This window comes from Bariatricus sp. SGI.154 (assembly GCF_050313795.1).
GTDB lineage: Bacteria > Bacillota > Clostridia > Lachnospirales > Lachnospiraceae > CAMBRQ01.
Window position 1 is genome coordinate 13,355 of sequence record NZ_JBNPMC010000045.1, and the last position, 15,699, is coordinate 29,053.

Annotated in this window: 13 protein-coding genes; 1 reads left to right on the forward strand and 12 read right to left on the reverse strand. The window is 45.5% G+C overall.

Annotation, left to right across the window (positions count from 1 at the left end; translation table 11 throughout):
* Window positions 1–2 precede the first annotated feature (2 nt).
* The 5 genes from ACQRBN_RS15350 to ACQRBN_RS15370 all read right to left on the reverse strand — a co-directional run bounded on the left by ACQRBN_RS15350 (window position 3) and on the right by ACQRBN_RS15370 (window position 5,612).
* Window positions 3–1,049 (reverse strand): metallophosphoesterase family protein, encoded by a 1,047-nt coding sequence (locus ACQRBN_RS15350; protein ID WP_427739929.1) that lies wholly within the window; start codon window positions 1,047–1,049, stop codon window positions 3–5.
* Entirely contained in the window at window positions 937–2,202 is a 1,266-nt protein-coding gene (locus ACQRBN_RS15355) for a sensor histidine kinase (protein WP_427739914.1), read from the reverse strand. Before ACQRBN_RS15355 ends, ACQRBN_RS15350 begins: the two co-directional genes overlap by 113 nt.
* Entirely contained in the window at window positions 2,192–2,881 is a 690-nt protein-coding gene (gene vanR, locus ACQRBN_RS15360) for a VanR-ABDEGLN family response regulator transcription factor (RefSeq protein ID WP_427739915.1), read from the reverse strand. Before vanR ends, ACQRBN_RS15355 begins: the two co-directional genes overlap by 11 nt.
* 121 nt (window positions 2,882–3,002) lie before the next feature.
* Window positions 3,003–4,394 (reverse strand): asparagine--tRNA ligase, encoded by a 1,392-nt coding sequence (gene asnS / locus ACQRBN_RS15365; protein ID WP_427739917.1) that lies wholly within the window; start codon window positions 4,392–4,394, stop codon window positions 3,003–3,005.
* An 84-nt stretch (window positions 4,395–4,478) separates the two neighbouring features.
* Window positions 4,479–5,612: an endonuclease/exonuclease/phosphatase family protein gene (locus tag ACQRBN_RS15370; RefSeq protein ID WP_427739918.1), complete on the reverse strand. Its 1,134-nt coding sequence runs from the start codon at window positions 5,610–5,612 to the stop codon at window positions 4,479–4,481.
* A 130-nt stretch (window positions 5,613–5,742) separates the two neighbouring features.
* Here ACQRBN_RS15370 and ACQRBN_RS15375 point away from each other — a divergent pair, with 130 nt between their 5' ends.
* Window positions 5,743–5,970, forward strand: coding sequence for a LysM peptidoglycan-binding domain-containing protein (locus ACQRBN_RS15375; protein WP_427739919.1), 228 nt, complete (start codon window positions 5,743–5,745; stop codon window positions 5,968–5,970).
* 148 nt (window positions 5,971–6,118) lie between these two features.
* Here ACQRBN_RS15375 and malQ read toward each other — a convergent pair whose 3' ends face one another.
* The 7 genes from malQ to ACQRBN_RS15410 all read right to left on the reverse strand — a co-directional run bounded on the left by malQ (window position 6,119) and on the right by ACQRBN_RS15410 (window position 15,507).
* On the reverse strand, window positions 6,119–7,618 hold the full coding sequence (malQ, locus tag ACQRBN_RS15380) for a 4-alpha-glucanotransferase (RefSeq protein WP_427739920.1): 1,500 nt from the start codon (window positions 7,616–7,618) through the stop codon (window positions 6,119–6,121).
* A 1-nt stretch (window position 7,619) separates the two neighbouring features.
* Window positions 7,620–8,462 carry a carbohydrate ABC transporter permease gene (locus tag ACQRBN_RS15385; RefSeq protein ID WP_427739922.1) on the reverse strand — a complete coding sequence of 281 codons (843 nt, stop codon included), beginning with the start codon at window positions 8,460–8,462 and terminating at the stop codon, window positions 7,620–7,622.
* On the reverse strand, window positions 8,462–9,313 hold the full coding sequence (locus ACQRBN_RS15390) for a carbohydrate ABC transporter permease (RefSeq protein WP_427739923.1): 852 nt from the start codon (window positions 9,311–9,313) through the stop codon (window positions 8,462–8,464). Before ACQRBN_RS15390 ends, ACQRBN_RS15385 begins: the two co-directional genes overlap by 1 nt.
* Before the next feature lie 83 nt (window positions 9,314–9,396).
* Entirely contained in the window at window positions 9,397–10,719 is a 1,323-nt protein-coding gene (locus ACQRBN_RS15395; RefSeq protein ID WP_427739924.1) for an ABC transporter substrate-binding protein, read from the reverse strand.
* 117 nt (window positions 10,720–10,836) lie between these two features.
* Entirely contained in the window at window positions 10,837–12,159 is a 1,323-nt protein-coding gene (locus tag ACQRBN_RS15400) for an ABC transporter substrate-binding protein (protein ID WP_427739925.1), read from the reverse strand.
* Window positions 12,134–13,921: a sensor histidine kinase gene (locus ACQRBN_RS15405; RefSeq protein WP_427739927.1), complete on the reverse strand. Its 1,788-nt coding sequence runs from the start codon at window positions 13,919–13,921 to the stop codon at window positions 12,134–12,136. The genes ACQRBN_RS15400 and ACQRBN_RS15405 overlap by 26 nt, the downstream gene beginning before the upstream one ends.
* The gene (locus tag ACQRBN_RS15410; RefSeq protein ID WP_427739928.1) at window positions 13,918–15,507 is read right to left on the reverse strand and encodes a response regulator; all 1,590 of its coding nucleotides are present in this window, start codon (window positions 15,505–15,507) and stop codon (window positions 13,918–13,920) included. Before ACQRBN_RS15410 ends, ACQRBN_RS15405 begins: the two co-directional genes overlap by 4 nt.
* Between the last annotated feature and the right edge of the window lie 192 nt (window positions 15,508–15,699).

Genomic DNA, 15,699 nt, shown 5'->3' on the forward strand with positions numbered 1-15,699 from the left:
CTCTAGCCTCTTCTCGTCTCCATCAGTGCCTGTACGCCTTCACATAACGCCAGATATTCCACACTGTCCTCATCGTAATCCTTCAGGCTTTCAATATATTTTCCAAGAAGATTGTCTTTATTCTGTGCCATCAGCCGTTCCAAATCATAGGCCGGCTTCGTATCATCTACTAATTCTATGATATTTCCATATGAATCCATCATCTCCGGATCAAATAGGATATCCGGATCACGAAAACCTCTTAAAGTCACTTTATATATGTTCTGAGGTCCGCATTCCTCAATGCGTTTCCTGATATGATCCTTCAGTGAATGACCTGTCATCTTCTTGTCAGCCATGATATCCAGATGGATATACTCCCTGGATGCGCTTTTTACAAAACGCGCCTTGCATCCCTGGTCCGTAATCTCCCCTATCACATACCCGTGCGGACCGATATCATTCTTATCAATCGGCTCAAGCGCACCGGCATAGATCGCTCGTTTTCCAATCAGTTCCTGGGGCTTGTGGATATGTCCAAGCGCAATATAGTCATAGCCAAGTCTGTCCAGTTTATCCTTCTGGATCGGAATATGCTTCTCATCACCGCCATGAGCAAGCAATATCTCATACTTCTGCCTGTTCTGGGGGAATGCATCGTCATATTTATGCTCAGTAATCTCCTTTGCATGATAACTGCACCCATATACTGCCAGCGTAAGTTCCGGAATCTCCACGCAGGTAATCTGAGCATCCAGAAGCATATGCACATTCTTCCCCCATGAAAATGTCCGGTAATACGAATCTTTCTTCAGATAGTCATGATTGCCGGCAATCAGAACTACCTGTGTATGTTCAAGTGTTCCAAACAGATAATTTACTTCTTTTAACTCCCGAAGCAGAGGCTGTCTGTGAAACAGATCCCCTGCAATCAGCAATACGTCTGCTTCTTCTTCATTACAGACGCCTATCACCCTTCGCAGACTTTCCCATATCTCCCTTGGTCTCTCCTCGCTGTATGAGTTTCCTGCGTCCGGGGATGCCCCTAAATGTATATCTGCGATGTGTATGAACTTCATCTGCTGCCCCTCCCTCTTGCTCTGCCTTTGATGGCAGGGTTACGATAAACTGTGTCTTCATGTCATCACTCTTCGCACGAATCAACCCGCCATGCAATTCTACAATCTCTTTTGCAATCGCAAGCCCAAGACCTGCGCCTCCGGTTCCGCTGGAACGAGAGCCATCCACACGATAGAATTTTTCAAAAATAGTCTGGAGCATTGCACCAGGGATCTTATCCCCCTGATTCGTAAATACAATCTCAATGTCTCCCTTCTTCATCTGAGCTTCAATCTGAATCTTCGTACTCTCGTAGCAGTATGCAATTGCATTTCTCAATATATTGTCAAATACCCTGGCTAATTTGTCAGGATCACCATATACCATCAGGTTCTCTTCTACATTTACCTCGCAAGTCAGTCTCTTTTCCTGCAGGACTCCATATAACTCGTCTGCCAACTGCTCCAGCATGAAAGATAAGTCAATCTCTACGGATTCCAATTCAATGTCCTGGAGATTATAGCGGGTGATATCGAAGAATTCATTGATCAGTTCCCCAAGGCGCAGGGATTTCTCCATGGCAATGTGGGTGTACTTGATCCGCTCCTCTTCCGGCATATCCGGGTGTCCGTCCAGCATACTTAAATAAGCGACAATAGACGTTAACGGGGTCTTTAAATCATGTGCCAGAAATAGCACCAGGTCATTCTTCTTCTTTTCACCTGCTTCTGCCTCCAATTCCTGCCTCTTCAGCGTTGCCTTAATCTCATTCAGACGGATCTCGATGGGCTTCAGTTCGGTGATCAGATGGATTGGTTCGGTGGACTCAGATACGATATTCTCGATTCCGTAACCGATCTGATCCACGTACTTCATCATCTTAGAAAGCGCAGCATAGAAAAACAGCGCAAAAAGCAATAGATAACCGACGATCATGAAGAACATCTTGTTATCTCCGATCAATTTCCAGTACAAATCTATAGCACGCTGCTCATCCATATTCAGTGCCATCATAAAATCAACGAACATTTTGGCAAAACTGTCATTATAAATGCCGTCTATCACGTATCTAAGCAGGAATCCGCCTACCAGCACCGTCACTGCTGTGACCAGTACTGTCTGAAGCAGTATACTGAATTTTAACTTACGATAGTTATTCTTCAACTTTATAACCTACTCCCCATACTGTCTTGATAAAGTCTGATTTGCCGGTCGGCGCACTCATCTTCTCGCGAAGGTGTCTGATATGCACCATGACCGTATTGTTACTGTTCTTATAATATTTCTCATGCCATACTTTCTCGAATAGTTCTTCCGAACTGATTACCTTGCCCCGGTTCTCACAGAGCAGCCACAGAATATCGAATTCAATCGGCGTCAGAGTCAACGGCACTTCATTATAGACACACTCATGAGAGGTCCGATTCAGCACCAGACCGCCAAAGTCAATGATATCGCCTTCGTCCTTGACTCCGTCATTATACTGTGTGTATCTGCGGATCTGCGCCTTCACCCGGGCAACCAGTTCCAGCGGATTGAACGGCTTCGGAATATAGTCGTCTGCCCCTAATGTAAGTCCGGTAATCTTATCCATATACTCCGTCTTCGCCGTCAGCATGATCACCGGAAATGTGTATTTCTCCCTGATTATCTTGAGTATCTGGAAACCGTCAATATCCGGCAGCATAATATCCAGAATCGCAAGATCAATCTTCTTGGTCTTGATACAGTTCAGCGCATCCTGTCCGGTGTAGAATTTGAATACGCTGTATTGGTCGTTCTGAAGATATAGCTCAATAACGTCAGCAATTTCTTTTTCGTCGTCTACAACTAGAATATTCATAAAACCCTCCTTCGTCGGGTTTGGGGACGGGGGAAATCTCAATTTCCCCCGTCCCCAATTAAAATTCCCCTGTCCCATTTTCAATTTGCCCTGTCCCTTGTTGGAATTCTATACACAACTCCTACAATTCGCAATTATTCACCGTTCTTGGGAATGGAATCACATCACGGATATTGCCCATTCCCGTCAGGTACATCACACATCTCTCGAAGCCTAATCCGAATCCGGAATGTCTGGTAGAACCGTATTTCCGAAGATCCAGATAGAACTTATAATCCTCTTCCTTAAGTCCCAGTTCGTTCATTCTGGTCAGAAGTTTATCGTAGTCATCTTCTCTCTGGCTGCCGCCGATGATCTCGCCGATTCCAGGAACCAGGCAGTCTACTGCAGCTACTGTCTTGCCGTCTTCGTTCTGCTTCATGTAGAATGCTTTGATCTCCTTCGGATAATCGGTAACGAATACCGGACGCTTGAATACCTGTTCAGTCAGATAACGTTCATGCTCCGTCTGAAGATCTGCTCCCCAGGATACTTTATATTCGAATTTATCGTTATTCTTCTCCAGAATCTCAATCGCCTCTGTATAAGTAACTCTGGCGAAATCCGAAGAAACCACGTTGTGAAGACGCTCCAGCAAGCCCTTATCAACGAATGAGTTGAAGAACTTCATCTCCTCCGGCGCTTCTTCCAACACATAACTGATGACATACTTAAGCATAGCCTCTGCCAGCATCATATTGTCATCCAGATCTGCAAATGCCATCTCAGGCTCAATCATCCAGAACTCTGCTGCATGTCTCGTGGTATTAGAATTCTCTGCACGGAATGTCGGACCGAATGTATAGATATTACGGAACGCCTGTGCGTAAGTCTCGCCATTGAGCTGACCGCTTACCGTAAGGCTTGTCTCTTTGCCGAAGAAATCCTGTGTATAATCCACGCTGCCGTCTTCATTCTTCGGAAGGTTCTCCATATCCAGCGTCGTTACGCGGAACATCTCACCCGCACCCTCGCAGTCGCTTCCGGTGATCAATGGTGTGTGCACATAGACGAACCCCCTCTCCTGGAAGAACTTATGGATCGCATAAGCCGTCAGGGAACGTACACGGAACACAGCCTGGAATGTATTCGTTCTCGGTCTCAGATGTGAAATCGTTCTGAGGTATTCAAAACTATGGCGCTTCTTCTGCAGCGGATAATCCGGTGCGGATGCCCCCTCTACCTCCACGGTATCTGCCTGAATCTCGAATGGCTGCTTCGCCTGTGGTGTTGCCACCAGCGTTCCTGTTACAACGATTGCAGCACCAACATTTAATTTGGAAATCTCTGCAAAATTGTCCATCTTGTCATGATATACAATCTGTAATGGTTCAAAGAACGTACCATCATTCAGTACGATGAATCCAAATGTCTTAGAATCGCGGATACTGCGGACCCATCCTCCGACAGTGATCTTCTGATCCAGATAATTCTCCTTGTTCTTGTATAATTCTTTCATTGTTATCAAATTCATACCAATATACTCCTTTTATATCAACGTGTTTTTTCATTATAACATATTAAATGAGGATTTGAAAGGCAGAAGACAATCTTAAGCCTACTCTGCTAATTCAAACTCTAACTTCACCGGGTTATGATCGCTATACGCAAAATCCGTATCTATATTCTCTGCAGTTGCTTTCACATTAACCGACACAAGGAACCCATCCACAACCGTCGTATAATTCACGCCCTTCGTATAGACAATGTCAGCCCCACGGCAAGTCGGTACTTCCAGTTCATTTTCCGCCCGCAGCATGGTAATTCCATCTGCCATCTCTTCCTGTGTTAGAATAGATACCCACGCCGGGAACTTCTGCTCTGACGGAAATCCTTCTGCTACCGCTTCGCCAAGCGCATGATTAAAATCTCCGCCGACGATGACATAATTCCCCGCTTGATACTCTTCTTCCATTACATAATTCAATAATTCCAACTGCTGCGCCCGGATCCGTCCGCCCTCGTCATATGCAGACATGTGGCTGTTGATCAGTACCAACTCCCGCCCACCTTCTACCGGCAGGCGCATAACCAAAAAGCATCGGTCTAAATCCGTGAATTTCGTAATGAAACTATTGTCCACCGGATAACTGCGCCGCTCGGACTTTCCAATCTCATAACGGCTGAAGTTCAAAAGCCCTGCCTGAACCGCGCCGTGAGGATCTGAGAATGGATAGAGAAGATATGCGGTATGAAAATTATTCGCAAATACATTGCCATACCCGGCAAATGCCTCTCTTAACTCTTTTGCCTGATCCACATGATAACTCCGGTCTGAATCTATATCTACTTCCTGAAGCAGCATAAAATCTGCATCTAATTCCTTCAATTCCCGAATCGCACCTTCTGTATGCTCCACCACTGACTCTTTGCTAATGGCTTTTCCATATTCTCCGGTTGTCGGCGTGCCATCCTTCATCTCGCCCGTATCCATGAAGAAACTGTAATCCGGTCCATAAGCGCCAAATCCTATATTGTAAGTTACCGCTGTATAGGTCGCGCCCGTCTGTAGTCTCACATCCGTATTATTCTCAACTTCAAGCGCTGTGTGGTCTTCAATCCGATAATAATGCATCTGCATATAGATGATATAGCCTGCGACAGCCAGAATGCACAGCAAAAGTACTGCTATGATAATTTTCACTATGGTAACAACGACAGATTTTCGTGCATTTTTCTCAACGTTTTTCATATTTTCCCAACCTCCTTAGCCTATTTTATACATGGTTTGTATATGAAGTCAACCGAGGATGGATCTATTTTCGTAACATTTTATTTCCTCCGGCATATAATAGGCTAGAGTATGCCATCCGGAGATGCCTATGACGATTTATACTATAAAACAAGGGGATACTGTAGACAGCATATCGGCTGCTTTTGACATCCCTGTCTCGCCTTATTTCCGTTATTATGCTGACAAGACATATGATATGAATGGGATATATACTGACCAAGCAGAGCATGAAGTTTGGTTTGAAGATGTGCGGAGCCTCAACAGCAAATTCGATCTTGTTGAGGAATTCGGGCTGCGTGGGGTGAGTTACCGGTAGATTATGCAGTTGTTCCGTGCTAATTGGCTGCTGTTAGATGATAGATTTGATCTGGGGGCTTAAAATGGGGACGGGGGAAATTGCAATTTCCCCCGTCCCCATTTGGATTTGACGTGTCCCTTTTTCAATTTACCCTGTCCCTAATCGGCTAAATCCTTCCATATAGTTCCATATAATGCCGCATTTTCTCCGCCAGTGCCTCGTCGAGACTTCCCGGCAGCGTCCTCCAGGTCCAGTTACTTCCAAGTGTAGACGGCGTGTTCATCCGGCATTCACTTCCCAGGCCGAATAGATCCTGCGCCTGCACGATCGTAAGTTCTGCCACGCTCTCCCACAAGGCACGCATCATATCCCAATGGTAATTCGATGCATCCTCTAGGCGAAGGTATTCTTTGGCATATGCCGTATCTTCTGCGCCAGCAGATACGAACCAGCCCTGGATCGTGTCATTGTCATGAGTTCCAACATATGCCACGCAGTGCGGCTTATAATTATACGGCAGATAATCACTGTTGTTATCATCCCGCCTGTCGAATGCGAATTCCAGCACCTTCATGCCAGGGAATCCGCTCTCTCTTAACAAGTCCCGGACGGACTGGGTCATGAATCCCAGGTCTTCCGCTATGATGCGCTGTGGTCCGATTGCTGCTTCCATCGCACGGAACAGCTTAATCCCCGGTCCTTCACGCCAGCATCCTCCGCTGGCATCCGTATCACCGTACGGAATCGCATAGTAAGAATCGAATCCCCGGAAATGATCGATACGCAGCACATTATAGACCTTGCACAGATAACCAATCCTACGTATCCACCACGCATAATCTGTCTTAGAATGCTCCTCCCAGGCAAACAGCGGATTCCCCCAGAGCTGTCCGGTGGCAGAGAATCCATCCGGAGGGCATCCGGCAACTTTGATAGGCTGGCGTTCCTCGTCCAGTTGAAATAACTCTGGGTGCGCCCACACATCCACGCTGTCCAGTGCCACATAGAATGGAAGATCCCCGATAATATCAACGCCCTTCTCATTCGCATAGGTACGCAGAGCATTCCACTGATGGAAGAACAGATATTGAAGCACCTTCCAGAATGCGATCTTCTGAGCATACCTTTCTTCTACATCTCTAAGCGTCTTTTCATCGTGATACTTAAGCGGTCCTTCCCACGCAAGCCATGACGCACCGTCATTAGCGCCCTTCAACGTCATGAACAGCGCATAATCATCCAGCCAGAACGCATTCTCCCGGCAAAATCCATCGAATGCCTGTATCTTCTGTGCACTACCTGCAAGAAATCTCTTTGCCGCCTTCTCAAGCACCTGATAACGCTTGTTATACAAAGCGCCATAGTTCACCCGTCCCGGCGTACTTTCCCAGTCAATCCCCTCATATTCCGCTTTTTCGATCAATCCCTCTTTCGCCAATTCATCCAGATCAATAAAATATGGATTGCCTGCGAATGTCGAAAAAGACTGATACGGGGAATCTCCATAACTGGTCGGGCATACCGGCAATATCTGCCAGTATGACTGTCCCGCCTTCACCAAAAAATCCACAAACTCACGAGCACTCTGTCCCATCGTTCCTACTCCATGGGGAGAAGGAAGCGATGACAGATGCATCAGAACTCCACTACTTCTCAAACGAATCACCCTATCCTTTTACAGCACCTGCCGCCACACCTTTGATGATGTGTTTCTGTCCGGCCAGGTATACAATAATAATCGGGATTACAGTAAGCATAATACTTGCCATCATCGGTCCCATCTCTACTTTACCATAACTTCCCCTAAAATACTGTATTAACATCGGAATCGTTTTATATTTTTTAATATCCAGAACCAACGTCGGAAGCAAGTAATCGTTCCATACCCACATTGCCTCCAGAATACCAACAGATACCATCGTCGGCTTCAGGATCGGAAGCACAACCTTAAAATACGTCTGTAAAGGATTGCATCCATCGATCATAGCCGCCTCTTCAATCTCCAACGGAACAGATTTCATAAATCCTGTAAACATGAATACCGCCAGACCGGAACCAAATCCCAGATATACAACCCAGATATTCCACGGTGTGTTCAAGTTCAGAGAATCCGCCGTCTGTGACAAAGTGAACATAACCGTCTGGAACGGTACTACCTGAGACAAAACGAACATAAAATACAAGCCCTTGGTAAATACCGTCTGCACACGGGTAATATACCACGCGCACATAGAGCAGCAAAGCAGAATTGCCGCAACGGATGTAATGGTAATGAACAAACTGAATCCCAGGCTCTGCAGGAATCCTTTGGATGTAATCGCATCTACATAGTTAGCAAGCCCTGCAAATGTATCTGCCGTCGGCAGTTTAAATGCAGTTCCGGTGCTGATCGAAGTCTCTTCTTTCAGCGAATTCATCAGAATCATTACGATTGGATACACATATGCAAGCGCAGCAATTGCCAGCACCACAATCCATATCTTATCTGCAATATTTTTCCTTTTTTCCATTATTGCTGCACCTCCTTTGAACGGGTTGCTCTAAGTTGAATCATAGATATCACTACGACCAGAATACAGAAGATCACCGCTTTTGCCTGACCAAGCCCCTTCCACTGCATACCTGCACGCGCATAGAACGTCTGATAGATATTCAACGCGAACATCTCTGTCGTATGGTTCGGGTCACCGCCTGTCAACGCAAGGTTCTGATCGAATAACTTGAACGAATTCGTAAGTGTCAGGAACACACAGATTGTAATGGATGGCATAACCATCGGAATCTTAATCTTCCATAAGATCTGTTTCAAGGTTGCTCCGTCAATCTTCGCCGCCTCTATCAAATCTTCCGATACATTCTGCAATCCGGCAATATAGATAATCATCATATATCCAATCTGCTGCCAGCACATCAGGATGATAAGCCCCCAGTAGCCTGCCTTCGTATTCAGCGCAAGCAGCGGCTGACCAACAATAGAAAGCACACAGTTAATCAAGATCTGCCAGATATAACCAAGCACGATACCGCCGATCAGGTTCGGCATAAAGAAAACGGTACGGAAGATATTCGTTCCTTTTAATCCCTTGGTCAGAAGCAGCGCCAATCCGAATCCAAGCACATTAATTGAGAGAATCGATACGATGGCAAATGCCACTGTAAACTTAAAAGAATCTGTAAAAGATGTATCTTTCAGCGCATTAATATAGTTCGAGATTCCAATCCATTTGAAATTGCTAACTGTTGTAAACTGGCAAAACGAAAGATACAGACCTTCTATAAATGGTATAATAAAGCCAATAATGAACGCCGCAAATGTCGGAAGGACAAATATCGGCGAATATCGTTTTAACGCTTTTTCCATGAAAACGCCTCCTCACATAGCGTAAAATGGACAGGCAGGATTGCTGCCTGTCCTTAATGAAATCCTCTTATTGTCCTATATTCCTATTGATTTGCAAGTTCGTATTCCGTAGCCCATCCATCGACGAATGCGGATACTACTGCATCCCAGTTTGCATCTGTCTCATCAGCCGCATATGCCGTCAGAGCCTGGCCTACGCCATTCTTCCACTCTTCAGATGGCATGGTTGTGAAGTTCCATGATACAGGGGTCTTTCCAGCCTCTGTCATCTCTGCATCTTCTTTTACGAATAAGTTCTGAGATTCTGCAGCGCTCTTGAACGGAATAACGAATCCCATATCTTCAGCCATGCATTTTGTTCCTGTCTCAGAAGTTACACACCAGTTCATGAAGTCCAAAGTTGCCTGAATGTCATCTTTACTTGCCTGGCTGTTTACACACCAGTAGTTCTCTGTACCGGTACACAGTCCCTGATTCGCCTCATCTCCTGCTCCGAAGTAAATCGGGATCATTGCAAGATCATCATCTGTGAACTGTCCGTCGCCTGTCAGGTTCGCATATTCCCAAGAACCATTCTGGAAGAATACTGCCTCTCCCGCAAGGAACTCATTCCGGGAATCATCGCCAGTCTTAGCAGCAAGTTCTGATGGCTCGCATGTACTGTTGTTAATATACAGATCCCACATAGCACGGTAATTGTCTAAGTATGTACCCTTAATTGCATCTGTAGAAGCGATTCCTTCATCTTCATACTCGAAGTAGATCGGGAGGTTCGCAAGATGCGTCTTATAACGCCAGTCAGAAGAACCGTCCATACCTGCTGATGTAAATGCAGCAAATCCAAGTTCAGAAGAGCGGCTGGTAATATCCTCTGCAACCTTCTTAAGATCATCAAATGACTGAATATCTTCTACTGTATAGCCTGCTTTCTCAAGCAATGTCTTATTTACGATAATACCATAAGACTCAATAACATATCCGATACCATATACAGTTCCGTCTTCCTCCAACGCATAACTGTCACTTGTCAGTTCGCCGTAAACATCGCTGTCAGCCAGATCATAGCAATAATCTTTCCAATTCGCCAGACCAACCGGTCCATTTACCTGGAATAATGTCGGAGCGCTGCTCTTACCCATCTCACTCATCAGAGTTGTCTCATACTCTCCGGATGCTGCCGTAACAACCGTAACATCTACACCTGTCTCTTCTGTGTAAGTTTTGGCAAGATCCTGCCACTGTTCATCCTGCTCCGGTTTGAAGTTCAGATAATAGACAGATCCTTTTCCATCTCCGCCTTTATCTCCTTCATCACTTCCGCTTTCTTTTGATCCACAGCCTGCTAACATAGAAGCCGTCATTACCGTTGCCAGCCCCAGAGCCAGCCATCGTTTTGCATTCTTCATAATCCTTTCCCTCTTTTCTGAAACTTTGTGGTTTCTTTGTTCTGTAAATATAGTAGCAGAAAGGGAATGGAAACCTTTAACAATTCGCAAACCTAAAATGTCAAAAAATAAACTTCTCTATTGCTCTTCTTCAAATTTCTGAATACTTTCATCTTCTTTCCGGGTGAATTCTTCCGCCGTAATCTTCCCCTGTACCAGTTCCGGAAGTATCTCCCCCAGAATCTCCTCCTGAAGTATGGAATTCCACTTCACCTGATAATTCGGAACAATCTGCGGATTGCCCTGATACGCCTGGATATAATCCCGCTCGGCCGGACTTAAGCCCCGGGCATTCTGATTGAACATTTCTTCTTTCTCAGCCTGGTTCATCCGGGTGCGGAATTTCAAGAACTCAACCGCCCCTTCTTTGACCTCATCACTATAACTGGACACAATTGACCAGCCGAAAGTCTCCGGCGAAGAGATCAGTTTATTCCCCGGAAACGGTGCAAAACGTACTTTATCTTTCCATCCTTCCGGAATCTGGTCTATCATCCAATAACCATTCGGAATCATCGCCGCATTGCCCGTGAAGAAGTTCGTATAAGCCACATCAAAATCCACGTGCAGCGCATCATCTGTGGTGTAATCGAACAAACGATCCAGCGTATTCGCCAACCGGAGTCCATTTTCGTTCTGATAACTTTCAGGATACAGTTCCTTCATAAAATCTGCTCCCGCTTCGCTGTCAGCCAGTTCTGCCGTGGCAAGAAGCATGGGTGCCCATCCGGTTCCTTCCGTGTGCAAAGCGAGCGGTGTAACGCCATAATTTTCCAGCCTTTCACAGCAATACCAGAATTCTTCCCAGGTCTCCGGGAACGTCTCTATCCCCGCCCGTTCGAACAATTCCTGATTCCAGAATACGCCCGAGCATGAGAAAGCCGCCGTACTGATCGGCGCCAGATAGACTTCTCCGCTCGGTTCGCTGCAGCCTTCCAATACCACCGGCTCTATCATATCAGCCCACTCCTGATCTTCTTCAATATAAGAAGAGATATCCTCGATTCTGCCATCCTGTATCATCATCCGGTAGAAAGACGGCAGCATACTTAGATCCGTAATAACTGCCGGAAGTTCATCCGTAACATTCCGGCGCTTAAGATTCTGCCGGTACTCTTCTTCCGTCTCCACGATCCATTCAACATCCACTCGATAGATTCCCTGATATTCTTCATTGAACGCTTCAATTAATTTCTCCTCGTTGCGGTTGCCGGTTGTAGAATCCACGGTCAGAATCATCGGAATGACGACTTCTTCTGTCGCTCCCGATTCTTCTGTCGTCTCTTTCACTCCACAGCCTGCTGCAAGACTCGCAGCCATCGACAGACACAGCGCCCCCATAAGTCCCCTTCTATTACGCCTTCTATTACGCTCTCTATGATATGTCCGCTTCCATCTCATGATCATCTTCTCCATCCTTAGGAATCTCTACAATACAGCTGGTTCCATCTTCCTCTGCTACATAGTAGAATCGCACTCCCTCTCCATATTTCAGCCTCAGACGCGTGATAATATTCACAACCCCGTAGCCATGCCGGCTGTCCGGAAACAGTTCTTTCATCTTCGCAAGAGGCTGAACGCTCAGTCCGTTTAATTTCTCACACATCTCAGTTTCTATCGGCATTCCACTGTTGTACACTCTGAATTGCAGATACCGTTCCCGCTCCTCCACAATGATACGAATGACTCCGCCTTCAAAGATGTCACAGAAGCCGTATTTGATCGCATTCTCCACAAGCGGCTGCAAGATCAGTTTTAGGACTCGGGTCCTGGCAGCATCCACCCGGCAATCAATCTCATACTGGAAAAGATTCTCGTTTCGGATCTGCTGTATCTCCATATAACTCTTGACATTCTCCAGTTCATCCTCCACCGTGACCACGTCATTTCCTTTGTTCAGGGACAACCGCAGGTATTTGGACAGCGCCTGTATCATCTTCATGGTTGTCTCTTCTTTATTAATCCGAGCCAGCATATAGATGGTATCCAGTGTATTATAGAGAAAATGAGGATTAATCTGGCTGATCAGCATATTCAATTCACTGGTCCTTAGTTCTTTCTCCTGATCTTTAATCTCTTGCAGAAGCCGTTCGATATTCCCAAGCATCTCATTATACGAATGTCCGATCTGATCCAATTCCGTATTCGTATGCAATTCAATCGTCCGCTCAAAATCATTGCCATCGAACCCTGTCATCGCCTCAGTGATATCCTGAATCGGCTTCGTGAAACGCTTCGAAAAATAGATACTAAGATTCACAGCAACAGCAACCACCATCAGATAGATTCCGCCCAATACCAGCAAAAGTCTTGTCAAGCCCTGATTCAGCACGCTCTCCGGCACATAGGTAAAAACCACCATGCCAGCATCTCCCTGGCGGTATGCAGACACCACTCCGCCCTGCACCTCTGTTCCGCCTAATATCATACCGTCTCCATCCTGCTTCGCGACTGCCTCTGCAATCCGTTCCTGTGGTATATGGCAATCCTCACTCATCACCAGGCTGCATACCCGTCCCTCTGCATCCAGGATTCCTACGGCAACTTCATTCGTTACATTCATGCCGCTCTTAAGAATCCGCCCGAGGAACTCATCTTTCATCTTGAAAAACAGCATCCCCGGCTCGTGGGCATACTCCATGTTCCTGACATATCTTCCGATGAAAAGCGCAGGCTCTTTAGTCCCAAAGAGAGTATCTTCCGTCCAGAACCACCGCGTCGTTGAATAATCCTCTCCCAGCATCCGAGCGAATCCGCTGTCTGCAAATTCCTCATAAGATACTTTGGAATAAGACCGCGTATAGATATTCTGATGGTTATCCACATAACAGTATTCCTCCACATCCTCCATATCAACATATGCAAAATACTTGCTCAGCCCACTCTTTTGCACCTCTTCTAAGCCATTGGCCTGCAGGCTTTTCTGCACATCATCGTACAAAATACACTCTGCCGTCACTTCATCACTTTTCTGATACAGATTCTCCAGGGCGATTCCCATCTTCTCGCCCATGAATTCATATTTGTCCACAATGATTCCTCTCTGATTCTTCGTCATATACGCCCACACTCCAATGCTGGACAAAAGAAGAGCCAGTATCAAAAGCGCAATCGTATATTTTAGATATCTTCTTTGAATTCCAGAATTCATCCTCTTTGTCATACTTCATATTCCTTTTTGTATTCACTGGGCAGTTTGCCCGTATACTGCTTGAACAGATGCGAAAAATACGAAGGATTGTTGATCCCCACCTGCTCGCAGATGTTCCCTATACTTACATTCCCTTCCTCCAGCAGCCGCTTCGCCTTCTCCATACGCTGCTGCAGCAGATATTTCTTAAAAGTCATATGGAAGGTATTCTTGAATACACGTCCAAAATATACCGGGTTCAGATAGACATGCGTTGCCACCGATACGATAGACAGATCCTCATCGTTCAGATGTTCTGCAATATAGGCAACCGCTTCCGACATATATTCTTTAAAATACTTCGTCTCATCGGATGCGCTGGAAATTCTTGACTCTACTGCATTGCCCAGTATCTTATAACATACGTCCACCGCCTTAGCTGCATTAAGATGATTCAGGTTGGAGTAATAATTCTGAAACTTCTCCTTAAGTTCGTCTGTCATCCCATAAGAATCCTTTATCATAAGTTCCACTCTTAGCATAACCTTATGAATATACTGGCATTGCAGTTCTTCCTCTTTGGGAAGACTGTATATAAAATGTACAAATGCCCCTTTTAACTCCTGCATATTATTCTTGCGGACTGCATTGATGATCAGCAGTTCCGAATCATCAGAATAAGCCTTCTCCCGCTTCATCTCGACTTCTTCCGGAACAGCAAGTGCACTGGCTCCTGAGATACTCGCCAGCCCAAATACCTGCTGTGCCTCCTCAAAACTCTTCTTAATCCCTTCAATTCCCTTATAAGGTTTTGAGATCGAGGCTATGACAGGGCTCTGCTCTTCTCTCTTGGCACATTCCAAAAGTTTCTTCAACTCTCTGACCGTCGTATTGTCCTGTGTCTTAATGATGAACACACAGTTGCCTTCATGATTCTCGAATCTCCAATAGAAATATACTTCACTGATCCTGTCCTCCAGATATTTCAACACTGCGATACGTGCAGCCTCATAATCCAGAGAATTTGTAATCTTATATGCAATATCTATATCCACACAGACAGTAATAAACCGGTCTCCATCCTTCAGAACATCCCCGATCGTCTCGAAGACCTCCTTCACCCTGGAGAGTTCGATTCCTCCATGGACATATTTCTGCACGACCACCTGAAGGAAACTGGTCGCATCCTTCACGAGCAGTTTCTCCCAACTCTCGTATTTGGCCTCGTTTTTCAACTGCTCCATGCATTTTCTGTAAGCACTCAGCATCGTCTCCCGAAGCTTGTCATCCTCAATCGGCTTCAACAGATAAGCAAATGCACCCAGATCACACGCCTGCTGCGCATATTCAAAATCCCGGTACGCACTCAGTACAATAAACAGGCAGTCTATCTCCTCCTTCTGGATCTCCTCCATCACCATAAGACCAGTAATCTGCTTCATACGGATATCCGTCAGCACCACATGTGGTCTTTTCTTCTTTATAACCTGTATTGCCTGTTCACCGCTCTGTGCAGTTCCAACTACTTCGAATCCCATGCTCTCCCAATCATAGGTACTCAAAAGCCCCTGTAATAATATCGGTTCATCATCTACAATCACCAGTTTTAACAATTCCATATACTTCCCCATTCATTCGACTCTATGTACATATTAACATATTACGCTTTCATTGTATTACCGAATTGAAGGATTCTTTTATAAAAAAACATACCTGAACTATCAAAAATTAAACCTGATCGCAAAAAGGGACACGGCAAATCCAAAAAGGGACACGGCAAAATGAATTGGGGACGGGGGAAATTGCAATTT